General features: G+C 65.7%; 21 protein-coding genes. 20 read left to right on the top strand and 1 reads right to left on the bottom strand.

Features of this window, described 5'->3' with window-relative positions; all coding sequences use genetic code 11:
• Nucleotides 1-21: 21 nt before the first annotated feature.
• The 15 genes from PA01_15815 to PA01_15745 all read left to right on the top strand — a co-directional run bounded on the left by PA01_15815 (nt 22) and on the right by PA01_15745 (nt 16,045).
• Entirely contained in the window at nt 22-474 is a 453-nt protein-coding gene (locus PA01_15815) for a GNAT family N-acetyltransferase (GenBank protein ID KON79908.1), read from the top strand.
• A 28-nt stretch (nt 475-502) separates the two neighbouring features.
• Nucleotides 503-1,141 (top strand): PHP domain-containing protein, encoded by a 639-nt coding sequence (locus PA01_15810; GenBank protein ID KON79907.1) that lies wholly within the window; start codon nt 503-505, stop codon nt 1,139-1,141.
• 146 nt (nt 1,142-1,287) lie between these two features.
• On the top strand, nt 1,288-3,837 hold the full coding sequence (locus PA01_15805) for an FAD-dependent oxidoreductase (protein ID KON79906.2): 2,550 nt from the start codon (nt 1,288-1,290) through the stop codon (nt 3,835-3,837).
• 11 nt (nt 3,838-3,848) lie between these two features.
• Complete coding sequence (locus PA01_15800) at nt 3,849-4,031, top strand: hypothetical protein (GenBank protein ID KON79905.1); 183 nt, start codon at nt 3,849-3,851, stop codon at nt 4,029-4,031.
• A 124-nt stretch (nt 4,032-4,155) separates the two neighbouring features.
• The gene (locus PA01_15795) at nt 4,156-4,935 is read left to right on the top strand and encodes an enoyl-CoA hydratase-related protein (protein KON79904.1); all 780 of its coding nucleotides are present in this window, start codon (nt 4,156-4,158) and stop codon (nt 4,933-4,935) included.
• A gap of 167 nt (nt 4,936-5,102) precedes the next feature.
• Nucleotides 5,103-6,170: a 6-hydroxycyclohex-1-ene-1-carbonyl-CoA dehydrogenase gene (gene had / locus PA01_15790; GenBank protein ID KON79903.1), complete on the top strand. Its 1,068-nt coding sequence runs from the start codon at nt 5,103-5,105 to the stop codon at nt 6,168-6,170.
• A gap of 36 nt (nt 6,171-6,206) precedes the next feature.
• Nucleotides 6,207-7,337, top strand: a complete 1,131-nt coding sequence (gene oah / locus PA01_15785; GenBank protein ID KON79902.1) for a 6-oxocyclohex-1-ene-1-carbonyl-CoA hydratase — start codon at nt 6,207-6,209, stop codon at nt 7,335-7,337.
• A gap of 140 nt (nt 7,338-7,477) precedes the next feature.
• Complete coding sequence (gene fabG, locus PA01_15780) at nt 7,478-8,224, top strand: 3-oxoacyl-ACP reductase FabG (protein KON79901.1); 747 nt, start codon at nt 7,478-7,480, stop codon at nt 8,222-8,224.
• A 116-nt stretch (nt 8,225-8,340) separates the two neighbouring features.
• Nucleotides 8,341-9,942, top strand: coding sequence for a benzoate-CoA ligase family protein (locus tag PA01_15775; protein KON79900.1), 1,602 nt, complete (start codon nt 8,341-8,343; stop codon nt 9,940-9,942).
• 61 nt (nt 9,943-10,003) lie between these two features.
• Entirely contained in the window at nt 10,004-11,191 is a 1,188-nt protein-coding gene (locus PA01_15770) for an ABC transporter substrate-binding protein (GenBank protein ID KON79899.1), read from the top strand.
• 87 nt (nt 11,192-11,278) lie between these two features.
• On the top strand, nt 11,279-12,145 hold the full coding sequence (locus tag PA01_15765) for a branched-chain amino acid ABC transporter permease (protein ID KON79898.1): 867 nt from the start codon (nt 11,279-11,281) through the stop codon (nt 12,143-12,145).
• Between the two features lie 2 nt (nt 12,146-12,147).
• Nucleotides 12,148-13,122, top strand: a complete 975-nt coding sequence (locus PA01_15760; protein ID KON79897.1) for a branched-chain amino acid ABC transporter permease — start codon at nt 12,148-12,150, stop codon at nt 13,120-13,122.
• A complete protein-coding gene (locus tag PA01_15755; GenBank protein KON79896.1) occupies nt 13,115-13,876 on the top strand; it encodes an ABC transporter ATP-binding protein in 762 nt (253 codons plus the stop codon). The genes PA01_15760 and PA01_15755 overlap by 8 nt, the downstream gene beginning before the upstream one ends.
• Nucleotides 13,869-14,585 carry an ABC transporter ATP-binding protein gene (locus PA01_15750; protein ID KON79895.1) on the top strand — a complete coding sequence of 239 codons (717 nt, stop codon included), beginning with the start codon at nt 13,869-13,871 and terminating at the stop codon, nt 14,583-14,585. Before PA01_15755 ends, PA01_15750 begins: the two co-directional genes overlap by 8 nt.
• A 101-nt stretch (nt 14,586-14,686) precedes the next feature.
• A complete protein-coding gene (locus PA01_15745; protein ID KON79894.1) occupies nt 14,687-16,045 on the top strand; it encodes an aromatic acid/H+ symport family MFS transporter in 1,359 nt (452 codons plus the stop codon).
• 43 nt (nt 16,046-16,088) lie between these two features.
• Here PA01_15745 and PA01_15740 read toward each other — a convergent pair whose 3' ends face one another.
• The gene (locus tag PA01_15740; protein ID KON79893.1) at nt 16,089-16,985 is read right to left on the bottom strand and encodes a TetR family transcriptional regulator; all 897 of its coding nucleotides are present in this window, start codon (nt 16,983-16,985) and stop codon (nt 16,089-16,091) included.
• 276 nt (nt 16,986-17,261) lie between these two features.
• Between PA01_15740 and PA01_15735 the strand changes: the two genes are divergently transcribed.
• Genes PA01_15735 through PA01_15715 form a run of 5 tightly spaced genes read left to right on the top strand, consistent with a single transcriptional unit; the run spans nt 17,262 to nt 23,157 of the window.
• The gene (locus tag PA01_15735; GenBank protein ID KON79892.1) at nt 17,262-18,404 is read left to right on the top strand and encodes an ABC transporter substrate-binding protein; all 1,143 of its coding nucleotides are present in this window, start codon (nt 17,262-17,264) and stop codon (nt 18,402-18,404) included.
• Nucleotides 18,405-18,421: 17 nt separating this feature from the next.
• A complete protein-coding gene (locus PA01_15730) occupies nt 18,422-20,275 on the top strand; it encodes a feruloyl-CoA synthase (protein KON79891.1) in 1,854 nt (617 codons plus the stop codon).
• A 50-nt stretch (nt 20,276-20,325) separates the two neighbouring features.
• Nucleotides 20,326-21,096, top strand: coding sequence for a crotonase/enoyl-CoA hydratase family protein (locus PA01_15725; GenBank protein KON80395.1), 771 nt, complete (start codon nt 20,326-20,328; stop codon nt 21,094-21,096).
• A gap of 2 nt (nt 21,097-21,098) precedes the next feature.
• Nucleotides 21,099-22,358, top strand: coding sequence for a thiolase family protein (locus PA01_15720; protein KON80394.1), 1,260 nt, complete (start codon nt 21,099-21,101; stop codon nt 22,356-22,358).
• 31 nt (nt 22,359-22,389) lie between these two features.
• Nucleotides 22,390-23,157: a 3-hydroxyacyl-CoA dehydrogenase gene (locus PA01_15715; GenBank protein KON79890.1), complete on the top strand. Its 768-nt coding sequence runs from the start codon at nt 22,390-22,392 to the stop codon at nt 23,155-23,157.
• Nucleotides 23,158-23,201 lie beyond the last annotated feature (44 nt).

The raw sequence follows: 23,201 nt of genomic DNA, 5'->3' as shown, positions 1-23,201 counted from the left end.
GATATCCAAGGAGGAGTGCAAATGGCCGAACAGAAGCGCGTAATGCGGGTGCTGAACAAGGACGACCTGAATGCAATCGTCGAGATCGATGCTGCGGCTTCGAAGCAGACTCGTCGCGACTACTACGAGCGCAAGATCGAAACGATCCTGAACCCGAAGCACAACATCAATGCTTCGCTGGTCTGTGAGATCGACGGCAAACTCGCGGGCTTCGTCATGGGCGACATCTATTTCGGCGAGTTCGGGATCCCGGAAAGCACCGCGACGATCGACACGATCGGCGTCGATCCGCGCTTCCAGAACCATGGCGTGGCAAGCGAGCTGCTCGAGCAGTTCATGATGAACATGAAGGCCGGCGGCGTTAGCAAGGTCTACACGCTGGTGAATTGGGACGACTTCGCGCTCGAGAAATTCTTCTCGCGGCAGAAGTTCGCGCCTTCCAAGCGCATCAATCTCGAATACACGGTGGTCTGAGAAACGACTGCGCGCGGAGCCCATCCCCATGTGGATCGATTGTCATTGCCACACCAAGTACTCGTACGACAACTGGCTGGAGCCGGTGAACCTGATCCGGCGTGCCCGTGAACTCGGGCTCGATGCGGTTTGTATTACCGAGCATTACTCGTACGAGGCGTCGGAGCCGGTCGAACAGGTCGGTCGTGACGAGGGGATGCTGGTTCTGCGCGGCGTCGAGATTGCGACGGACCGGGGCCACATGCTGGCTTACGGCGTCGAAGACGACGGCTGGAACATCTGGGGACGTGACAATTACCTCCCGCTGGCCGAAGTCGTCGAACGTATCAACGAAATCGGCGGCATCTGCGTGCCGGCGCATCCGTTCCGCGAAGTCGGGGCGTGCCTGCTCGAAGGTGTGCTGGATCTGACCGGGCTTGCCGCACTCGAGACGCACAACGGCGGCAACCGCGAAAGCGACAATGAACTGGCGATTTCCGCCGCGCAGCACATGGCGCTGCCGTCGCTCGGCGGTAGCGATTGCCACAAGACCGAAGCGGTCGGCCGCTGCGCGACGCAGTTCCTGCAGCCGGTGACCGACATGAAAAGTTTCATCGCGGCGGTGCGTGCCGGAGCGTGCCGGGGAGGGTACTTCCCCGGTTTCACGCGGGCAGCACTCGCGGCCTAGCCGGGACGCTGCCGCGGTCCGGCAGCGAACGCCGCACCACCGCACAATCGAACGCAACCGGGCCCCGCCGAGCCGGAGCCTGGAGCAACAACAGCGCAAAACGACGCCGGAAAGCGAAAACCGGCGATAGCAGAGGGACGAGAGACATGGAAGCCGTACAGACATCCGAGATCAGGTGGTGGAAGGCCAGTCGGCCGGTCGATATGCCGGAGTTCGGCGCCCTGGTGCAGTTGAGCATCGACGGTGTCGAGGTCGAAGCGCCCGCTGGCGCGTCGATCCTCAATGCCGCGACGGCAGCCGGCCTCTACATTCCCGCGCTGTGCGCGCACCCCGATCTGCCGCCGGCTGGCCAGCGTGGCGCCGGAGACGGCGGCTGCAACCTGTGCATGGTCGAGGTCGAAGGCGAAGAGGGGCTGCGCAAGGCCTGTTCGATGCCGGTCAAGGCCGGCCTCGTCGTCAAGACCCAGTCGCCCGCGATCCAGGAATCGCGCCAGGCGAGCCTCGCCAAGATCCTCGGCCCCCATCCGCACGTCTGTCTGACCTGTCCGCAGCGTGAAGGCTGTTCGCGCTCGCAGTGCTCGTACGGCAACCCGCAGGAGACGCGCTGCTGCTCGATCTTCTCGAGCTGCGAGCTGCGCAAGGTGTCCGACTACATCGGCATCCCGAACACGACGCCGCCGTACAAGCCCGCGCAGCTGCCGATCGTGCTCGACGAGCCGTTCTTCGACCGCGACTACAACCTCTGTATCGACTGCCGCCGCTGCCTCGTCGCCTGTAACGACGTGCGCGGCGTGGGCTGCCTCGAAGTCAAGGAAGTCGAGACGCCGCAGGGCAAGCGCACCTATGTCGGCACGATCGCCCCGACGCTGATCGAATCCGGCTGCACGTTCTGCCAGGCCTGCGTGACCGTGTGCCCGACCGGCGCGCTGATGGACCGCACGCTCGACCCCGCGCACCGCGAGGAATCGATGGTGCCGTGCAAGTCCGCGTGCCCCGCAGGCATCGACGTGCCGCGCTACGTGCAGCTTGCCGCCGAAGGCAAGTATGGCGAAGCGATCGCCGTCGTGCGCGAAAAACTCCCGTTCCCGGGCATCCTCGGCCGCGCCTGTTTCGCAATGTGCGAATCGGCCTGCCGCCGCAAGGACCTCGACGACCCGCTGTCGATCCGCAACCTCAAGCGCATCGCCGCGGACAACGACACAGGCATCTGGCGCGAATTCGCCAAGAAGCTTCCCGCGACCGGCAAGAAGGCCGGCGTCATCGGCGCCGGACCTGCGGGCCTGACCGTCGCGTACTACCTCGCGAAGCAGGGTCACGCGGTCACGATTTTCGACGCCCAGCCGGCCGCTGGCGGCATGGCGCGCTACGGCATCCCGTCGTACCGCGTGCCGGCTGAAGTCATCGACGACGAAGTCGCCGAAGTTGCCGCGCTCGGCGTCGAGTTCCGCTACGGCGCGAAAGTCGAGAACGTCGATGAGCTTTTCAATGACGGCTATGGTGCAGTGTTCGTCGGCATCGGCTGCCAGGGCGGCGACAAGCTCGGCATTCCCGGCGACGACCTGCCGGGCGTCGTCGACAGCCCGACCTACCTGCAGGCGGTGACGATGGGTCTCGTCAATACGCCGGACGGCATCCAGACCGGCAAGAAGGTCGCGGTCATCGGCGGCGGCAACGTCGCGACCGACAACGCCCGCAGCTCGCGCCGCTACGGCGCTGAAGTCGACATGGTGTATCGACGCACCCGCGAGGAAATGCCGGCGCGCCTGGAGGAGTTCGAAGGTTGCGTCGAGGAAGGCGTGAATATCCGCTACCTGCTCGCGCCGAAGAAGATTGAGCCGGGCACCAACGGTTTTCGGCTGCAGATCACCTACGCGAAGATGGCGCTCGGCGAGGCGGATGCTTCAGGTCGCCGCCGCCCGGTCGAGACCGGCGAAGAGCTCGTCGAAGGCGTGGATCTCGTGATCGGTGCGATCGGCCAGTTCCCGAACCGCTTCGAAGGCTTCGGCGTCGAGACCGATCGCAAAGGCCGCATCACCGTGCGCGAGGATTCGATGCTGACGAGCCGGCCGAAGGTGTACGCCGGCGGCGACTGCGTGCTCGGACCTTCGACGCTGATCGAGTCGGTCGCGCAAGGCCGGGTTGCGGCCTCGGCGATGGACAAGGCGCTCGGCGGCGACGGCGACATCTCCGAAGTGCTGCTGCGCGACGGCTGGGAAACCAACCCGCGCATCGGTCGCAAGGACGGCTTCAACACGACGCGCAAGTTCCACCCGATCATGCTCGCACCGGAACAGCGGACCGGCTGGGACGAAGTCGAGCTCGGCTTCGACGACGCGACCGCCCGTCTCGAGGCTGCGCGCTGCTTCAAGTGCAACCTCGCGCCGAAGATCGCCGAAGCGGTGCTGCCGCCGGAATCGTCGCTGAAATTCGACGAGGCGACGATCGCGTCGGTGCCGACCGAGTCGGGTGTGTTCCAGCTGCTCGACGGCGACAAGAACGTGCTGATGATCAAGGGCGTCGAGAACCTGCGCGAAGGGCTGATGGAACAGTTCGAACGCGGCGGCGACGCGACGAACTTCGTGTTCGAGGAAGCGGCGTTGTTCACGTCGCGCGAAAGCCAGATGATCCAGGCTTATCTGCAGCAGTACGGCAAGATGCCGGGTGGCGGCTCGGACGAACTCGACGACCTGTTCTGAGCGGCACCGACATGGGACAAGTCATCGATTTCTGGTCGGCGGAGGAACTGCGCCCGACGATCTCGGCGGAGGCCAAACGCCGCTGCACGAATTGCGGCGCCGACTTGTGGCACATCAGCTGTGACGGCGAAGTGTGCTGTGCGGACTGCGACGCCGTGTGCCCGTACCGTCTGCAGGTGAAGAACGAGAACTAGCGGAATGATGGCCTACAACCGTTCGCCCTGAGCCCGTCGAAGGGCATGTGCAGGGCTTCGACAGGCTCAGCCCGAACGGTATTGGGGCGGGATCAGCAAAAATGCAGTGGAAACGGGAGACACCATGACTCAATCGCAATTCAAGTTCATTACCTACGGCGTCGCCAATGGCCTGGCAACGCTGACGATCAACCGGCCGCCGTTCAACGTCCTCGACATTCCGACGATGGAGGAGATGAACGTCGCGCTCGACCAGTGCCTCGCTGACAACAGCGCGAAGCTGCTGATGATCACCGGCGCGGGCGAGAAGGCTTTCTCGGCCGGCGTCGAGGTCGCGGACCACACGCCGGACAAGGTCGATCGCATGATCGAAGTGTTCCACGGCATCTTCCGCCGCATGCAGCAGCTGCCGATCCCGACGCTCGCCGCGGTGAACGGTGTCGCGCTCGGCGGCGGCATGGAAGTGGCGATCGCCTGCGACATGCTCGTCGCGGCCTCCAACGCCAAGTTCGGCCAGCCCGAGATCAAGCTCGCGGTGTTCCCGCCGATCGCCGCGGTGCTGCTGCCGCGCCTGGTGCCGCCGGCCCGTGCGCTCGAGCTGCTGCTGGGCGGCGAGAACATCGGCGCGGACGAGGCGAAGGCGATCGGGCTGGTGAACCGCGTGTTCGCGAAGGAGTCGTTTGCGGCGGACGTGCAGGACTTCGTCGCGCCCTTCCTGGGCCTCAGCCGTGCCGCGCTCGCCAGCACGCGCAAGACGATCCGCGCCGTGGCCGACAAGCCGTTCGGCGCCGCGCTCGACACGGCCGAGAACATCTACCTGAAGGAATTGATGAATACCGACGACGCGAAGGAAGGGCTGGCTGCCTTCCTGGAAAAGCGGAAACCGGTTTGGCGGAATAGCTGACGGACTTTCGTGCCGATGGCCCGCCCCGACCGAGGCATGTTCCGCGCCTCGTTGGCGCAAGCGGACGCCTCGGCACGAAACACGCCTCGACGGGGCTGCTGCAGGGCAAACCGTCGGGCCGCACCTGAAATGATGTTTGAAGATGCGAAATCAATGGGAGACGAAGCGTGATTCCTGAATTCATCGATACCTGGCAGATGACCGAGCCGGGCAAGCTGCAGAAGACCCGCGTGCCGACGCCCGAGCTGGGGCCGGGCGACGTGGTGGTGAAGATCGCCGGCTGCGGCGTGTGCCACACCGATCTGTCCTACTACTACATGGGCGTGCCGACGGTGCAGAAGCCCCCGCTGTCGCTGGGACACGAGATCTCGGGCACGGTGATCGGCGGCGAAGCGTCGATGATCGGCAAGGAAGTGATCGTCCCGGCGGTGATCCCGTGCGGTGAATGCGAGCTGTGCAAGACCGGTCGCGGCAACCGCTGTCTCGCGCAGAAAATGCCGGGCAACTCGATGGGCATCTATGGCGGCTATTCGAGCCACATCGTCGCGCAGTCGAAGTACCTGTGCGTGGTCGAGAACCGCGGCGACACGCCGCTCGAGCATCTCGCGGTGGTCGCCGACGCGGTGACCACGCCGTACCAGGCGGCGGTGCGCGCGGACCTGAAGAAGGACGACTTGGTGATCGTCGTCGGCGCCGCCGGCGGCGTCGGCAGCTTCATGGTGCAGACCGCAAAAGGCATGGGTGCGAAAGCCGTCATCGGCATCGACATCAACGAAGAAAAGCTCGAGATGATGAAAGGCTTCGGTGCCGACTTCATCATCAACCCGAAGGACAAGAGCGCGAAGGAAGTGAAGGAGCTCTTCAAGGCCTTCTGCAAGGAGCGCGGCCTGCCGTCGAACTACGGCTGGAAGATCTTCGAGGTCACCGGCAGCAAGCCGGGCCAGGAGTTGGCGCTGTCCTTGCTGTCCTTCACCGGCAAGCTCGTCATCGTCGGCTACGGCACGGCCGAGACGAACTACATGCTGTCGAAGCTGATGGCCTTCGATGCGGAGATCATCGGCACGTGGGGCTGCCCGCCGGACCGCTACGCCGCGGTGCGCGACATGTGCCTCGATGGTCGCATCCAGCTCGGACCGTTCGTCGAAACGCGGCCGATGAGCCAGATCGAACACGTGTTCGACGAGGCGCACCACGGCAAACTCAAGCGACGCGTCATCCTGACGCCCGATTTCTGAACCACGCTGACAAACTGTAAAAACAGGAGACATTTCATGGCACTCGATTGGCTGCCCCGCGACAACGAAATCAAGGATCACGCCCTGCTGGGCGAAGAACACTTCGGCACCGAGGCTCCCTCGGTCCTGTTCGAGAAGCGCCCGGTGACGGATCCGCAGGGCAACGTGGTTCCCGGCCTGTACGCAGCGTGGATCATCCTGAACAATCCGAAGCAGTACAACTCCTACACCACCGAGATGGTGAAGGCGATCATCGCCGGCTTCCAGCGCGCGTCGTCCGACCGCACCATCGTCGCAGCGGTGTTCACCGCCGTCGGCGACAAGGCGTTCTGCACCGGCGGCAACACCGCCGAGTACGCGTCCTACTATGCACAGCGCCCGAACGAGTACGGCGAGTACATGGATCTCTTCAACGCGATGGTCGACGGCATCCTGAACTGCAAGAAGCCGACGATCTGCCGCGTGAACGGCATGCGCGTTGGCGGCGGCCAGGAAATCGGCATGGCGACCGACATCACCGTCACCTCCGACATGGCGGTGTTCGGCCAAGCCGGCCCGAAGCACGGCAGTGCGCCCGACGGCGGCTCGACCGACTTCCTGCCGTGGATGCTGAACATGGAAGACGCAATGTACAACTGCGTCTCGTGCGAGCCGTGGAGCGCGTACAAGATGAAGTCGAAGAACCTCGTTACGAAAGTCGTGCCGGTGCTGAAAAAGGACGGCGAATGGGTCCGCAACCCGCTGGTCCGCACCGACGCGTATGTCGATGACGGCGAGCTGGTCTACGGCGAGCCCGTCGCTGCCGACAAGGCCAAGGCCGCGAAGGAGCTGATCGCGCAATGCACGACCGACTTCGCGAAGCTCGACGAAGCCGTCAATGCGCTGGTGTGGAAGTTCACGAACCTCTTCCCGCAGTGCCTGATCAAGTCGATCGAGGGCATTCGCGGCAAGAAGAAGTTCTTCTGGGACCAGCTCAAGACCCCGAACCGCCACTGGCTCGCCGCGAACATGAACCACGAGGCATACCTCGGCTTCACCGCCTTCAACAACAAGAAGGCAACGGGCAAGGACGTCATCGACTTCATCAAGTTCCGCCAGCTCGTCGCCGAAGGGCATGCGTTCAACGACGCCTTCGCCGAGCAGGTCCTGGCCAAGCCGCAGTCCTAGAGTCAAAAGTCTCTCCCTTCTCGGGGTGGGGGCGACGGTCATCCGTCTTTAACCCACCCCGTTTTTTTTCGCCCGGGAGAGAGCGAAATCCCTGGCTGTACCTAATTCGAACAGTCGCGTCCGCAACAAGGGGAGCAGACATGCAATTGAAGGACAGAGTCGCCATCGTCACCGGCGCCGGGCAGGGCATCGGCGCCACGGTGGCGAGGGCCTACGCCCGCGAGGGCGCGAAAGTGGCGGTGATCGATCTGAACATCGACGCCGCCAATGCCGTTGCGGCCGAGATCGTCAAGAACGGCGGCGAGGCGCTCGGCGTCGCGTGCGACGTGTCGAACCGCGACCAGGTATTGGCGATGGCCGAGCAGGTCACCGCGAAATGGGGACGCGTCGACATCCTCGTCAACAACGCCGGCATCACGCGCACCGCGATGCTCAACAAGATGACGCCCGAGCAGTGGCAGCAGGTCCTCGGCGTGCATCTGACCGGCGCCTTCAACTGTCTTCAGGCGGTCGTCGGCGGCATGATCGAGCGCCAGTACGGCCGCATCATCTACGTCACCTCGACGGCCGGCCTCTTGGGCACGATCGGCCAGATCAACTACAGCGCGGCGAAGGCGGGCATCCTCGGCATGACGAAGAGCACCGCCAAGGAGCTCGCCCGCTACAACATCACGTCCAACGCGATCGCGCCGGGCGCGGCGACGCCGATGACGGAAACCATCCGCACCGACGAGCGCTTCAAGGAAAAGTATCTCGACCGCATTCCGCTCGGACGCTGGGCCGAACCGGAAGAGATCGCCCCGGTGTTCCTGTTCTTCGCCTCCGATGCGTCGAGCTACGTCACCGGACAAATACTGGCAGCTGACGGCGGCATGACGATCCGTTAGCCACTGCGCCACCGCGCGAACGCGCGGCATCGACGCGGCGGGTCGAAACGATTGGGCGGGATTCGGATCGCGTCGGTGAAAAAAATCGTCAATCGAGTCGAATTGGAGGAGAGACCATGCCAGAACTGAGTACCGCCGACCACACGTCGAGCCCCCCGCAGATCACGATCCCGCGCGACTACAACGCTGCCCACGATCTGATCGAGCGCAACCTGCGGGCCGGCCGCGGCAACAAGATCGCGGTGATCGACGACGCCGGCCAATACACATATGCGCAGCTGGCCGAGCGCATCGACCGCTTCGCCCACGCGCTCGGCGAAATGGGCGTGCGGATGGAAGAGCGGGTGTTGCTGTGCCTGGTCGACACCGTCGATTTTCCGACGGCGTTTCTCGGCTGTATCAAGGCCGGGGTCGTCCCGGTGCCGATCAACACGCTGCTGACGGCGTCCGACTACAGCTACATGCTGCGCGACAGCCGCGCGCGCGCGCTGGTGGTGTCGTCGCTGCTGCTGCCGGCGTTCTCGAACGCGATCGAGCAGAGCCCGTTCGTCAAGAACGTCGTCGTGTCCGGCGGAGATGAAGCCGTCAGGGGCACTCATCTCGATTTTGCCGACCTCGTCGCCGCGCCGCGCCCGCCGTTCGAAGCTGCGCCGACATGCCCCGACGACCCCTGTTTCTGGCTGTACTCGTCGGGTTCGACCGGCGCGCCGAAAGGGACGGTGCATCTGCATTCGAGCCTGATCAACACGTTCGAGCTGTACGCGCGGCCGATCCTCGGTGTCGAGGAGAGCGACGTCGTGTTCTCCGCGGCGAAGCTGTTCTTCGCCTACGGACTGGGCAACGGCCTGACGTTCCCGCTCGCCGCGGGCGCGACCGCGGTGCTGATGTCCGAGCGCCCGACGCCCGCGTCGGTCTCGCGCGTGCTGCGCCAGCACCAGCCGACCGTGTATTGCGGCGTGCCGACGCTGTACGCGTCGATGCTTGCGAGCCCGGAACTTCCCGGACGCGAGGAAGTGTCGATCCGCCGCTGCGCGTCCGCGGGCGAAGCCCTGCCGGCCGAAGTCGGCAAGCGCTGGACCGAGCACTTCGGCGTCGAGATCCTCGACGGTCTCGGGTCGACCGAGATGCTGCACATTTTCCTGTCGAACCGGCACGGCGAAGCGCGCTACGGCACGAGCGGAAAACCGGTACCCGGCTATGAGCTTCGGCTCATCGGCGACGACGGCGAAGAAGTCGCGCCCGGCGAAGCCGGCGAACTGCAGGTGCGCGGTCCGACCAGCGCGGCGTTGTACTGGAACAACCGCAGCAAGAGCCGCGACACCTTCATGGGGCAGTGGACGCGCAGCGGCGACAAGTACAGCCAGGACGCCGACGGCAATTACGCGTATGCGGGCCGCAACGACGACATGCTCAAGGTGGGCGGCATCTACGTCTCGCCGATCGAGGTCGAGTCCGCGCTGATCACTCACGAGACCGTGCTCGAAGCTGCGGTCGTCGGCAAGGCCGATGTGGACGGCCTGATCAAGCCGCTCGCGTTCGTCGTGCTCAAGCCCGGTCTGCGCCCGTCGCCCGGACTCGGCGACGAGCTCAAGCTGCACGTGAAATCGAAGCTCGCGCCTTACAAATATCCGCGTTGGCTCGAATTCGTCGATGAGCTGCCGAAAACCGCCACCGGAAAAATCCAGCGATTCAAGCTGCGCGCCGCGTCCTCCGTGTAACATCACGTTCAAATAAAGGTATCGAGCCGAATGATCGGCCAATCACCGGAGGAGTCGCGCCATGAGTCATGAAGTCAATCGTCGCCAGTTTCTGATCTCCAGCGCCGCGGTCGCGGCAGGCCTGGCGCTGCCGTCTGCGCCGCTGTTCGCGCAGGGCGCGAGGAAGGTGCGGGTCGGGCTGATGCTGCCCTATACCGGCACCTATGCGGCGCTCGGCAATGCGATCACCAATGGTTTCAAGCTGGCGGTCGAGCAGGGCGGCGGCAAGCTCGGGGGGAGCGAGGTCGAATACTTCACCGTCGACGACGAGTCGGATCCGGCGAAGGCGCCGGAAAATGCGAACAAGCTGATCAAGCGCGACAACGTCGACGTGCTGGTCGGCACCGTCCACTCCGGCGTGGCGCTGGCGATGACGCGCGTCGCACGCGAGACCAAGAGCCTGCTGATCGTGCCGAACGCCGGGGCCGACGAGATCACCGGCCCGCTGTGCGCGCCGAACATCTTCCGCACGTCGTTCTCGGCGTGGCAGCCGGCCTACGCGATGGGCAACGTGATGGCCGAGCGCAAGCACAAGAACGTCGTCACGTTGAGCTGGAAGTATTCGTTCGGCGAGCAGTCGGTGGCGGGTTTCAAGGAAGCGTTCGAAAAGGCCGGCGGCAAGGTCGTCAAGGAGCTGTACCTGCCGTTCCCGAACGTCGAGTTCCAGCCGTACCTGACCGAAATCGCGGCACTCAAGCCGGACGCAGTGTTCGTGTTCTTCGCCGGCGGCGGCGCGGTGAAGTTCGTCAAGGACTACGCCGCGGCGGGGCTCAAGAGCACGATCCCGCTGTATGGATCGGGCTTCCTCACCGACGGCACGCTCGAGGCGCAGGGCGAGGCCGCCGAAGGCCTGCTGACGACGCTGCATTACGCCGACGGCCTCGATATCCCGAAGGACAAGGAGTTCCGCGCCGCCTACGCGTCTGCGTTCAAGATGCAGCCGGACGTCTATGCGGTGCAGGGCTATGACACGGCGCAGCTCTTCGCCGCAGGCCTCGCGGCGGTCAAGGGCGACGTCGGCAAGCGCGACGAACTGATCAAGGCCATGGAATCGGCGACGATCGACAGCCCGCGCGGGAAGTTCACGCTGTCGAAAGCCCACAACCCGGTGCAGGACATCTACCTGCGCAAGGTCGAGGGGAAGGAAAACAAGGTCGTGTCGGTGGCAGCGAAGGCGCTGGCCGACCCGGCTCGCGGCTGCCGCATGTAATCCTCCACGCGGAGCCGCGGCTGCGGCTCCCGCCCCTCGCTTTGCCGTCATCCGGGCGCTTTCGCGGCGACCCGGACTGGAGCCTTCATGGACTTGACGACCTTCCTGATTCAGCTACTGAATGCGTTGCAGTACGGGTTGCTGCTGTTCCTCGTCGCCAGCGGACTGACCCTGATTTTCGGCATCATGGGCATCATCAACCTCGCCCACGGCAGCTTCTACATGATGGGCGCCTACATGGCGTTCGCATTGACCTCGGCGACGGGCAATCTCTTCGTCGCGATCCTCCTCGGCATCGTCCTCAGCGCGCTGATCGGCTTCCTCCTCGAATGGGGCCTGTTCAGCCGGCTCTACAAGCGCGACCACCTCGACCAGGTGCTGCTGACCTACGGCCTGATCCTGATGTTCGAGGAGATACGCAGCATGATCGTCGGCGACGACGTCCATGGCGTGCGGATTCCCGAGATGCTGTCGGCGTCGGTCCAGCTCAGCGAGACGCTCAGCTACCCGGTATACCGGCTGTTCATGTCCGCAGTGTGCATCGTGCTCGCGGTGCTGATGTACTGGCTGATCCGCCACACGCGGCTCGGCATGATGATTCGCGCGGGCAGCAGCAATCGCGAAATGGTCCAGTCGCTCGGCATCAACATCGATCTGATCTACCGCCTCGTGTTCGCGCTCGGCGTCACGCTCGCTGCGTTCGCCGGCATGCTCGCGGCGCCGGTGTCGTCGGTCTATCCGGGCATGGGCAACCAGGTGCTGATCATCTGCTTCGTCGTCGTCGTGATCGGCGGCGTCGGTTCGGTGTGGGGGGCGCTCGTCGCGGCCCTGCTGATCGGCCTCGCTGACACCTTCGGCAAAGTCATCATTCCCGACTTCGCCGGACTGACCGTCTATTTGCTGATGGCCGTGGTGCTGTTGTGGCGCCCCGAAGGCATCTTCCGGAGAATATGACCATGTCTTCAGCGATCAAGACTTCGCGTGGCGCGCTGTTGGCGACACTGCTGGTGCTGTCGATCTTCCCGCTGTTCGGCTCGGACTACTACAGCGAACTGCTGACGAAGATCATGATCATGGCGATCTTCGCCATGAGCCTCGACCTGCTGGTCGGTTTCACCGGCCTCGTCAGCTTCGGCCACGCCGCGTTCTTCGGCATCGCCGCCTATGCGGTCGTGCTGGTCTCGCCGCAGTACGACCCGGCCAGCCTGTGGCTCGTGCTGCCCGCGGCGGTGCTCGCGGCGGCAGTTGCGGCGTTCGTCATCGGCCTGTTCGTGCTGCGGACGAAGGGGATCTATTTCATCATGGTGACGCTCGCGTTCGCGCAGATGATCTACTTCGTGTTTCACGACTCTCCGCTCGGCGGCGGGTCGGACGGCGTGTTCATCAACTTCAAGCCGGAACTGCGGATCGGCGAGACGCAGCTGCTCGACCTCGGCAACGCCGCGCACTTCTACTACGTCGTGCTGCTGCTGCTGGTCGCGACGTACGTGTTCCTGCGCATCCTGCTGCGCTCGCCGCTCGGACACGCGCTCGCCGGAATCAAGAGCAACGAACACCGCATGCTGTCGCTGGGCTTCCCGGTGTTTCTGTACAAGCTTGCCGGTTTCGTCATCGCGGGCGCGCTGGCCGGCGTGGCCGGGTTCCTCTCGGCGTGCCAGTTCGGCTTCGTGACGCCGGAGATCCTGTCATGGCACCAGTCGGGCAACGTGCTGCTGATGGTGATCCTCGGCGGCATCGGCACACTGAACGGTGCCGCGATCGGCGCGTTCGCGTTCGTCGTGCTGCAGGAAGTGTTCTCGGCGCTGACCAAGCACTGGCAGTTCCTGATGGGCACGGTGATCGTTCTGGTGGTGATGCTGCTGCCGGGCGGCCTGTCGAGCCTGACGCAGCGCGTGCGCCGCATGCTCGTCGGAGGTGGCTCGAATGGGTGAACTGGTACTGGCTGCGCGCGGGCTGTCCCGCCAGTTCGGCGGGCTCGCCGCGAACAAGGACGTGTCGCTCGACATGCATCGCGGTGAGCTGCACGCGGTGCTGGGGCCGAACGGGGCGGGGAAATCGACGCTGATCAACCTGCTGTCCGGTGACCTGCCGCCGTCGGGCGGACAGATTCTCTACCGCGGGCAGGATATTTCGGGCTGGAGCCCGGACCGGCGCTCGCGCGCCGGGATCGGCCGCAGCTATCAGCGCACGAACATCTTCCCGGCGTTCACGGCGTTCGAAAACTGCCGGCTCGCGGCGCAGTCGCGCGCGCCGCGGGCATTGCGCGTGTTCTCGCGCGCTCAGAACTACGACGACCTGCGCACCGCGGCCGACCGGGCGCTCGAACAGGCCGGACTCGCCGCGCGACGCGACGTCGTCGCCGCGACGCTGAGCCACGGCGAGCAGCGCCAGCTCGAGATCGCGATGGTGCTCGCGACTGCGCCGTCGGTGCTGCTGCTCGACGAGCCGCTTGCCGGGATGGGCTCGGAGGAGTCGCAGCTGATGGTCGCGCTGCTGCAGAAGCTCTCGGCCGATCACGCGATCCTGCTCGTCGAGCACGACATGGACGCGGTGTTCGCGGTCGCGGACGTCATTACCGTGATGGTGACGGGGCAGGTGCTCGAGAGCGGACCGCCGGACCAGATCCGCTCGAGCCTCGCGGTGCAGGAAGCCTATCTGGGCGGAGGAGAACCCGACGATGAGTGAAACCTTGCTGGAAGCCGAAGGCCTTCATTCCTTCTACGGCAGCAGCCACATCCTGCACGGCATCGATTTCGTCGTGCGCCGCGGCGAGACGATCGGGCTGATGGGCCGCAACGGCATGGGCAAGACGACGCTGATCCGCAGCATGCTCGGCCACGTTCGTCCGCGCCACGGGCGCGTCGCGGTGCGCGGCAAGACGATGACCGGTGCGGCGCCGTATCTGATCGCGCGCAAGGGCATCGCCTACGTGCCGGAAGGGCGCGGCATTTTCCCGAACCTTTCGGTGCGGGAAAACCTGCTGATGGCCGCCAAGCCGGGCATCGACGGACGCCGGGACTGGACGTACGAGCGGGTGCTGGAGACTTTTCCGCGGCTCGGCGAACGGCTGACGAACGGCGGCGGGCAGCTCTCGGGAGGCGAGCAGCAGATGCTGACGATCGGTCGCGCGCTGATGACGAACCCGGACGTGCTGATCCTCGACGAGGCGACCGAAGGCCTGGCGCCGCTGATCGCCAAAGAGATCTGGTTTATCGTTCGCCAGATCCGCGCGACCGGCATCGCGACGATCGTCATCGACAAGAACCACGCGGCCGTGACCTCGATCTCGGATCGCAACGTGATCCTCGTCAAAGGCAAGGTCGCGTTCGAAGGCTCGAGCGCGGAGCTGCGAGCGCAGCCGGAACTCCTGCAGAAGCATCTCGGCGCAGGCTGACGCAGACCGCACGGCGCGCGCCGTGCGGCGAATTCGATATTGATCCCGCCGACACTTCATGAAGCGGCGTGGCACAGGATTTCACCCCTAGGAGACAGGCAATGCGAAAAATCGATGTTCACGAGTTGATCGACAAGGCGAAATTCAACCGCTTTCACTGGCAGGTGCTGTTCTGGTGTGCGCTGATCATCATTTTTGACGGCTACGACCTGGTGATCTACGGCGTCGTGCTGCCGGTGCTGATGAAAGAGTGGGACCTGACGCCGCTGCAGGCGGGCACGCTCGGCAGCTACGCGCTGTTCGGGATGATGTTCGGGGCGCTGATTTTCGGTCCGTTGTCCGACCGCTTCGGGCGCAAGCGGGTGATCGCGATCTGCGTCGTGCTGTTCAGTTTCTTCACGTTCATAAACGGCTTCGCGACGACGCCGACCGAGTTCGCGATCTGCCGCTTCCTCGCCGGGCTGGGTATCGGCGGGGTGATGCCGAACGTCGTCGCACTGATGACCGAGTACTCGCCGAAAAAACTGCGCACGACGCTGGTCGCGATCATGTTCAGCGGCTATTCGGTCGGCGGGATGCTGTCGGCTGGCCTCGGCATGTACCTCATCCCGAATTTCGGCTGGCCGTCGGTGTTCTTCGTCGCCGGCATTCCGCTGCTGCTGCTTCCGCTGATCCTCTACGCGCTGCCGGAGTCGATCGGCTTCCTGCTGCATGCGAAGCGCGACGCCGAAGCGGGGGTGCTGCTCGGAAGGGTCGAGCCGAGTTTCGCGGCGCGAAGCGGGGACCGCTACGAAATGCCGACCGGCAAGACGTCCCATGTGTCGCTGGTGGCGCTGTTCAAGAACGGGCGCGCGCTGAGCACGCTGATGTTCTGGCTGGCGTTCTTCATGTGCCTGCTGATGGTGTACGCGCTCGCGTCCTGGCTGCCGAAGCTGATGACGCAGGCGGGATACGGACTCGGGTCGAGCCTGTCGTTCCTGCTGGTGCTCAATTTCGGGGCGATTTTCGGCGCCGTCGGGGGCGGTTTCATCGCCGACCGGCTGCACCTGAAGACCGTGCTGATGGTGTTCTTCGTCATCGCGGCGGTCTCGATCAGCCTGCTCGGCTTCAAGAGCCCGACGGCGGTGCTCTACCTGCTGGTTGCCGCGGCCGGCGCGACGACGATCGGATCGCAGATCCTGCTCTATGCATACGTCGCGCAGTTCTACCCGATGGCGATCCGCTCGACCGGCATCGGCTGGGCTTCCGGCGTCGGGCGCAGCGGCGCGATCGTCGGACCGATCCTCGGCGGCACGCTGCTCGGCATGGCGATGCCGCTGGAATACAACTTCATGTTCTTCGCGATCCCCGGCGCGATCGCTGCGTTCGCGGTGTCGCTGGTCGCGCGCAGCGCGGCCCACGCGCCGACCGAAGAGCTGCCCCTGCCGTTCGCCGCGGAATCGGGCGCGATCGCCGACTGAGCCGGCCGCGCGCCGCGTTCGCGCAGCGCGCGGGGCGCCCCCGCTATCGCGGGCTGGTGCCCCAGCGCAGCATGTCCACCATCGTCGCCGCGATTTCCTGCGGCGACCGCCGCCCTGCGCGGTACCACAGGTATACCCAGTTCATCGCGCCGAGCAGCGTCAGCCGCAGCAGCGAGCGGTCGGTGCCCGGCGCGACGGGCAGGGCGTCGATGAGTCCGCGGTACAGATCCTCGTAGTCGTCGCGCACCGGCCGGATTTTCGCGAGCAGCGCGTCGTGGCCGATCAGCGACAAGCTGTGGCCGGTCACGCGGTGCACCGGCGAGCCGCCGACGATCAGATGCACATGCACTTGGCACGCGCGCGTTAGGCGCTCCCACGGGTCGCTCGCGCTGTCGACCGCGCGCTGCACCGCTTCCATGACATCGCGGAAACCTTCGCGGTGCACTGCCAGATACAGCTCGTCCTTCGACGCGAAGTGGTGATACACCGATCCGGCGAGCAGTCCGGCCTTGTTCGCGATGTCGCGGATCGAGGCACGGTCGTAGCCCTGTTCGGAAAACAGTTCGGCAGCCGCGTTGAGGATCACCTGCCGCCGGTCCAGCGGCTCGTCGTGCGGACCGGCATTGCCTGCCGACGGTCCGCGCGCCGCCTGCGCGCTCAACGTCGCGCGCTCGAGCAACCGGCGCTGGCCGTCGCTCAGCGCCGCGAGCCCGCGATCCGAATCACGTATCAGCGCGTGCAGGCGTTTTGCCGCGGTCTCGAGCCCGTGCTTCTGCCACAGGTAGCGCACGCCGGACGCTGAAATCCGCATCCCCGAACGCCGCAACCGCTCCGCGACCGCAGCCTGCCCGAGTTCGGGCTCCTCCCGCGCCAGCTGCAGGATCGCCTGCTCGGGGTCGAGTGCGGGGGTGTCGTCGTCGGAAGTTGTTTTCGGGGCCATCCAAAATCCTGCAATGCGTCGCGGCCGCAATGATAGCGAGCAATGAGCACAAATGCGCCTCGATAAGCCGCGCCTGCGCCGCGTCCACTCGCGGTGTGCTGCGCTCGGTCCGCTTTGCGACAGTTGCTGACAAACTACTTGAACAAGTGTTTGACAAGACTGTTTGACGTTGCTAACTTTGCGACACGCCGACATCTTTCGGCGCGATATCCAGAGCGGTCCAGCCGCCGTTCGATTGACCCGGGGAAGTCCGGCGTCAAAACCAGAGGAGTGACCATGCAAGTCAAGAAGCTCGCCGTCCTGTGCTCGTTCGCGTCGCTGTCGTTCGTCCAACCCGCTCTCGCGGATATCACGGTTGGGGTTTCATTGTCGGCGACGGGCCCAGGTGCGTCGCTCGGCATTCCCGAGAAAAACGTCTTCGCGCTGCTGCCGACGCAGATCGGCGGGGAAAAAATCCACTACATCGTCCTCGATGATGCGACCGACCCGTCGATCGCGACGAAGAATGCGCGCAAGCTGGTCACCGAGAACAGCGTCGATGTGCTGGTCGGCTCGTCGACGACGCCGGCCACCGCGGCGATGGCCGAAGTCGCCAACGAGAGCGGCACGCCGCAGGTCGCGATCAGCCCGGTGTCGCTGCCGGAGGACCGCAACAAATGGGTGTTCCGTACGCCGCAGCAGAACAGCGTGATGGCCGATGCGCTGCTCGCTCACATGAAGGCGACGGGCGTCAAGACGCTCGGCTTCATCGGCTTTTCCGACGCCTACGGCGAAGACTGGCTCGGTGCGGTGAAGAGCCGCGCCGAAGCGGCAGGCATCAAAATGGTCGCGGTCGAGCGCTACGCGCGCGCCGACACGTCGGTCAGCGGGCAGGTGCTGAAGCTGGTCGCGGCGCGGCCCGACGCGGTGCTGGTAGTGGGCTCCGGAAGCCCGGCCGCGCTGCCGCAGACGACGCTCGGCGAGCGCGGCTACAAAGGCCAGATCTACCAGACTCACGCGGCCGCGAACCAGGCTTTCCTGAAGGTTGCGGGCAAGGCTGCGGAGGGCGCGATCATGCCGGTTGGCCCGGTCGTCGTCGTCGATCAGGTGCCGGACACGCACCCGTCGAAGACTGCCGGACGCGATCTCGTACGCAAGTATGAAGCTGCGTACGGGGCAGGGTCGTTCTCGTCGTTCGCGGGTCACGCGTTCGATGCGTTCCGCCTCATCGAACAGGCGATCCCGGTCGCGCTGAAGGCCGCGAAGCCGGGAACGCCGCAGTTCCGCGCAGCGCTGCGGGACGCGATCGAGTCGAACAAGGAGGTCGTCGGCAGCCATGGCGTGTTCAACATGAGCGCCGGCGACCACTTCGGTCTCGATGATCGCTCGCACGTGCTCGTGAAGATCGAGAGTGGTGCGTACAAGATGATCGCGCAGTAAGCCGAACGGAAAATGCCATGAGCACCGTAATATCCGATATCGACGCGATGTTCGCCCGGCCGGTCGTGAACATCGAGACGCGCCCGGACGGCAGCCGCATCCTGCGTTCGGGAATTCCGCTGCCCGACAGTTATGCGCGCTGCGTCGGCGAGTGGCTCGAACGCTGGGCGCGCGACACTCCGGAGCGACTGTTCCTCGCCGAGCGCAACGCGGCCGGCGAGTGGGACCGCGTCAGCTATGGCGAAGCGCGCCGCCGCGTCGTCGCGATCGCGACCTGGCTGCTCGGCCAGAACCTGTCGGCCGAACGGCCGGTGGCGATCCTCTCCGACAACTCGATCGAACATGCGCTGCTGATGCTCGCGGCGATGCACGTCGGGGTGCCGTCGTGCGCGATCTCGTCGGGCAACTCGCTGATGTCGAAGGACTTCGCCAAGCTGAAGGCGAACATCGAGTTGCTGCGCCCGGGCGTCATCTATGCCGATCCGGTCGGCAAGTTCGCGCCAGCGATCGATGCAATCGGGCCGCTCCACGACGGCGTCGTCGTCGCCGGCGGTGGCAGCGAATCGACTGCAGGATGCGTGCCGTTCGCCGATCTCGAGGCGCGCAGCGACGAGGCGGCGGTGATGGAGGCGTTTGCCCGGATCACGCCGGACACGATCGCGAAGTTCCTGTTCACGTCGGGCTCGGTCGGCACGCCGAAAGCGGTCGTCAACACCCAGCGCATGCTGTGCGCGAGTCAGCTCGCGAAGGAGCTGGTGTGGCCTTTCCTGATCGACGAACCGCCGCTGCTGATGGAATGGCTGCCGTGGAGCCACACGTTCGGCAGCAATCACAACTTCAACATGGTGCTGCGCTTCGGCGGCAGCATGTATCTCGACGACGGCAAGCCGACGCCGGCGCTGCTCGACAGGACGCTGCGCAACCTGCGCGAAGTCTCGCCGACGATCTACTTCAGCGTGCCGCGCGCGTTCGACATGCTGGTGCCGGTGCTGCGTCGCGACAAGGTGCTGCGCGACAGCTTCTTCAAGCGCCTGAAGCTGATCTTCTACGCCGGCGCCGCGCTGCCGCAGCACCTGTGGTCCGAGCTCGAGAACCTGTCCGAGGAAGCGACCGGGCGGCGCGTCACGATGGTGTCGTCGTGGGGCTCGACCGAGACGTCGCCGCTCGCGACCGACTGCCATTTCCAGGCGGTGCGCTCGGGCGTCATCGGCGTGCCGGTGCCCGGCACCGAACTGAAACTCGTGCCGTCGGCCGACAAGCTCGAAGTGCGCGTCAGGGGGCCGAACGTGTTTCCCGGCTACTGGAAGCAGCCCGAGCTGACGGTAAAGTCCTTCGACGACGAAGGTTTCTACCTGATCGGCGACGCGGTCGAGTTCGTCGATCCGGCGCGTCCGGAACAGGGCCTGCTGTTCGACGGCCGCGTCGGCGAGGACTTCAAGCTGCTGACCGGCACGTGGGTGCATGTCGGAGCGCTGCGCGTCAAGGCGATCGATGCGCTCAAGCCGGTCGCCCAGGACATCGTCGTCACCGGACATGACCGCGACGACATCGGTCTGCTGGTGTTCCCGAACATTCCCGAATGCCGTTCGCTGTGTCCGGGGCTGCCCGCCGACGCGCCGGTCGAGCAGGTGCTGTCGAACCCGGCGGTGCTCGCCCGCGTGCGCCTCGGCATGGCGGCGATGATGCAGGCCGGCGGCGGCTCGTCGACGTGCCCGACGCGCGCGCTGCTGATGGCCGAGCCGCCGTCGGTCGAAGCCGGCGAGATCACCGACAAAGGCTACATCAACCAGCGCGCGGTGCTGACGCGGCGCCGCGACCTCGTCGAATCCCTGTACGCGATGATGCCGGACAAGTCCGTCGTCACCGTGTAGCCGGACGCCGACCGGAGAACTTCGGCATGAATCACGAAAGGATCACCCTGATGAGCGAACAACTGGTAAGAACCTCGCATGAGGACGACATCTACACCATCACGCTGGCGCGCCCCGCCAAGCGCAACGCGATCAGTGACCGCCTGCTGGCCGCGATCGACGAAGCTTTCGCGACCGTCCCCGACGGCGCGCGGGCGATCGTGCTGGCCGGCGAGGGCGAGCATTTCTGCGCCGGGCTCGACCTGACCGAGCACCAGCACCGCGAGCCTTTCGGCGTCATGAAGCACTCGCAGGGCTGGCACCGCGTGTTCAGCCGCGTCCAGAACGGCGGCGTTCCGGTCGTCGCCGCGCTGCACGGTGCGGTGATCGGCGGCGGGCTCGAGCTCGCGGCTGCGACTCACGTGCGCGTCGCCGAGCCGAACACGATCTACCAGCTCCCCGAAGGGCGCCACGGCATTTTCGTCGGCGGAGGCGGCTCGGTGCGCGTCGCGCGGATCATCGGCGCGGGGCGGATGGGCGAGATGATGCTGACCGGACGCATCCTCGATGCCGACGAAGGCCAGCGCCTCGGCCTGTCGCATTACCTCGTCGGCCCCGGCGAAGCGCTCGCGAAGGCGCAGCAGCTCGCCCGGCGGATTGCCGAAAACGCCCCGATGGCGAACTGGGCGATGGTCACGTCGATCGCCCGCATCGAGAACATGGCGGCCGACGACGGCTTCTTCGTCGAGTCGCTGACCGCCGCGGTCACGCAGACCGGCCCGGAAGTCGCCGAGCGCATCGGCCAGTTCCTGCAGCGCAAAGGCCAGGGAGCACAGCGATGAACATGACGAATTCCTACGCCGCGTCGCAAGCCGCGGCCCATGCCGCGGGCTACGATGACATCTGGCTCGTCGCCGGCAGCCGCACGCCTTTCGCCGACTACAACGGCGTGCTGCGCGACGTTTCGCCGACCGACCTCGGGATTTTTGCCGCACGCGCATTGTTCGAGAAAAGCGGCGTGCCGGCCACCGAGATCGACGCGATCGTCGCCGGCAACATGGCGCAGGCGAGTTTCGACGCGTATTTCCTGCCGCGCCATATTGGTCTCTATTCGGGCGTCGACCCGTCGGTGCCGGCATTGCTCGTGCAGCGCCTGTGCGGTACCGGCTTCGAGACGATCATCGCCGCCGCCGACCAGATCACGCTCGGCAAGGCGAAAGTCGCGCTGTGTGTGGGCACCGAATCGATGTCGCGCAACCCGATCGCCGCCTACACGCACCGCGCGGGTTTCCGCATGGGCCAGCTCGATTTCCGCGACTTTCTGTGGGAAGCGACGAAGGACACCGCGCCCGGCGCAAGCATGGGCGACACCGCGGAGAACCTCGCCAAGCGCTACGGCATTTCGCGCGACGAGGTCGACCGCTTCGCCGCGCAGAGCTTCGCCCGCGCCGTCGCCGCGTGGGAGTCGGGCTGGTTCGCAGGCGAAGTCGCGCCGGTCGTCAATGCGAAATGGGAACTGGAGGGTTACAACGCCCGCTCGCTGAAGCTCGCCGACCGGGCCGAAGTATGCGAGCGCGACGGCCATGTCCGCCCGACGTCGTTCGACGCGCTGCAGAAGCTCAAACCCGCGTTCGGCGGCGTGCAGACCGGCGGCAACAGCTCGGCGATCGTCGATGGCGCCGCGGCGGTGATCGTCGCGCACGGCGACTGGGTGCGCGCGCACGGCGTCCGGCCGCTCGCGCGCATCGTCGCCGGCGCGTCGGTCGCCGTGCCGCCGGAGATCATGGGTATCGGCCCGGCGCCGGCGATCCGCGCCGCAGCGGCGAAAGCCGGCCTCACTGTCGGCGACCTGGGACGCATCGAGATCAACGAAGCGTTCGGCGCTCAGTACCTCGCGTGCGAACGCGAGCTGGGGCTCGATCGCGACAAGACGAACGTCCATGGCGGGGCGATCGCGATCGGCCATCCGCTGGGTGCGTCCGGCGTGCGACTGACGACAACCGTCGCGCGCGAGCTGCAGGCAGCGAAGCTGCAGTTCGGCGTGTCGTCGGCGTGCTGCGGCGGCGGCCAGGGCGTCGCGATCGTCGTCGAGAACGTCGGCTGAGTCACCGGCGGCAGGAAAAGGGGAAAAAACGATGAAACTCGAAAGCAGCACTTTTATCGTCACCGGAGGTGCGTCGGGGCTCGGCGAAGCGACGGCGCGCGCGTTCCACGCTGCGGGCGCGAATGTCGTCATCGCGGACCTGAACGGCGTCGGCGGGGAAAAACTCGCCGATGAGCTCGGCGCCCGTGCGGGGTTTCACCGCACCGACGTCGCGTCGGATGCCGATGCGCGTGGCTGCGTCGAGCTCGCCATCGAACGCTTCGGCGCGCTCAACGGGCTCGTCAACTGCGCCGGCATCGGCAGCGCGGCGAAAGTGCTCGGCCGCGACGGCCCCCATCCGCTCGACATGTTCGCGCGCATCGTCAATATCAACCTGGTGGGCACTTTCAACATGATCCGGCTCGCGTCCGACGCGATGTCGAACGGCGAGGCGAACGCCGGCGGCGAGCGCGGCGTGATCATCAACACCGCGTCGATCGCCGCGTATGACGGCCAGATCGGCCAGGCCGGCTACGCTGCGTCGAAAGGCGGCATCGTGTCGATGACGCTGCCGATCGCGCGCGAACTCGCGCGTTTCGGCATCCGCGTCGTGACAATCGCGCCGGGCCTGTTCCTGACGCCGATGATGCAGGGTCTGCCCGAAGACGTGCAGCGCTCGCTCGGCGAAGCCGTGCCGTTTCCGCCGCGCCTCGGCGAGCCGGCCGAATACGCGCAGCTCGCGCGCCAGATCGTCGAGAACGCGATGCTCAACGGCGAGACGATCCGCCTCGACGGCGCGATCCGCCTCGCGCCCCGCTAAGGAAGCGCTGATTAATAAATCAAAACCGTTCGGGCTGAGCCTGT

The sequence above is a fragment of the Azoarcus sp. PA01 genome, from assembly GCA_001274695.2.
GTDB lineage: Bacteria > Pseudomonadota > Gammaproteobacteria > Burkholderiales > Rhodocyclaceae > Aromatoleum.
The sequence above is the reverse complement of the archived record's forward strand: the minus strand, read 5'-3'. Positions and strand labels throughout refer to the sequence as shown.

What these genes read in the sequence shown, in the direction of transcription:
- PA01_15815 (KON79908.1), top strand. Translation starts at nt 22, where the DNA reads ATGGCCGAACAGAAGCGCGTAATGCGGGTGCTGAACAAGGACGACCTG.
- PA01_15810 (KON79907.1), top strand. Translation starts at nt 503, where the DNA reads ATGTGGATCGATTGTCATTGCCACACCAAGTACTCGTACGACAACTGG.
- PA01_15805 (KON79906.2), top strand. Translation starts at nt 1,288, where the DNA reads ATGGAAGCCGTACAGACATCCGAGATCAGGTGGTGGAAGGCCAGTCGG.
- PA01_15800 (KON79905.1), top strand. Translation starts at nt 3,849, where the DNA reads ATGGGACAAGTCATCGATTTCTGGTCGGCGGAGGAACTGCGCCCGACG.
- PA01_15795 (KON79904.1), top strand. Translation starts at nt 4,156, where the DNA reads ATGACTCAATCGCAATTCAAGTTCATTACCTACGGCGTCGCCAATGGC.
- oah (KON79902.1), top strand. Translation starts at nt 6,207, where the DNA reads ATGGCACTCGATTGGCTGCCCCGCGACAACGAAATCAAGGATCACGCC.
- fabG (KON79901.1), top strand. Translation starts at nt 7,478, where the DNA reads ATGCAATTGAAGGACAGAGTCGCCATCGTCACCGGCGCCGGGCAGGGC.
- PA01_15775 (KON79900.1), top strand. Translation starts at nt 8,341, where the DNA reads ATGCCAGAACTGAGTACCGCCGACCACACGTCGAGCCCCCCGCAGATC.
- PA01_15770 (KON79899.1), top strand. Translation starts at nt 10,004, where the DNA reads ATGAGTCATGAAGTCAATCGTCGCCAGTTTCTGATCTCCAGCGCCGCG.
- PA01_15765 (KON79898.1), top strand. Translation starts at nt 11,279, where the DNA reads ATGGACTTGACGACCTTCCTGATTCAGCTACTGAATGCGTTGCAGTAC.
- PA01_15760 (KON79897.1), top strand. Translation starts at nt 12,148, where the DNA reads ATGTCTTCAGCGATCAAGACTTCGCGTGGCGCGCTGTTGGCGACACTG.
- PA01_15755 (KON79896.1), top strand. Translation starts at nt 13,115, where the DNA reads ATGGGTGAACTGGTACTGGCTGCGCGCGGGCTGTCCCGCCAGTTCGGC.
- PA01_15750 (KON79895.1), top strand. Translation starts at nt 13,869, where the DNA reads ATGAGTGAAACCTTGCTGGAAGCCGAAGGCCTTCATTCCTTCTACGGC.
- PA01_15745 (KON79894.1), top strand. Translation starts at nt 14,687, where the DNA reads ATGCGAAAAATCGATGTTCACGAGTTGATCGACAAGGCGAAATTCAAC.
- PA01_15740 (KON79893.1), bottom strand. Translation starts at nt 16,985, where the DNA reads ATGGCCCCGAAAACAACTTCCGACGACGACACCCCCGCACTCGACCCC.
- PA01_15735 (KON79892.1), top strand. Translation starts at nt 17,262, where the DNA reads ATGCAAGTCAAGAAGCTCGCCGTCCTGTGCTCGTTCGCGTCGCTGTCG.
- PA01_15730 (KON79891.1), top strand. Translation starts at nt 18,422, where the DNA reads ATGAGCACCGTAATATCCGATATCGACGCGATGTTCGCCCGGCCGGTC.
- PA01_15725 (KON80395.1), top strand. Translation starts at nt 20,326, where the DNA reads ATGAGCGAACAACTGGTAAGAACCTCGCATGAGGACGACATCTACACC.
- PA01_15720 (KON80394.1), top strand. Translation starts at nt 21,099, where the DNA reads ATGACGAATTCCTACGCCGCGTCGCAAGCCGCGGCCCATGCCGCGGGC.
- PA01_15715 (KON79890.1), top strand. Translation starts at nt 22,390, where the DNA reads ATGAAACTCGAAAGCAGCACTTTTATCGTCACCGGAGGTGCGTCGGGG.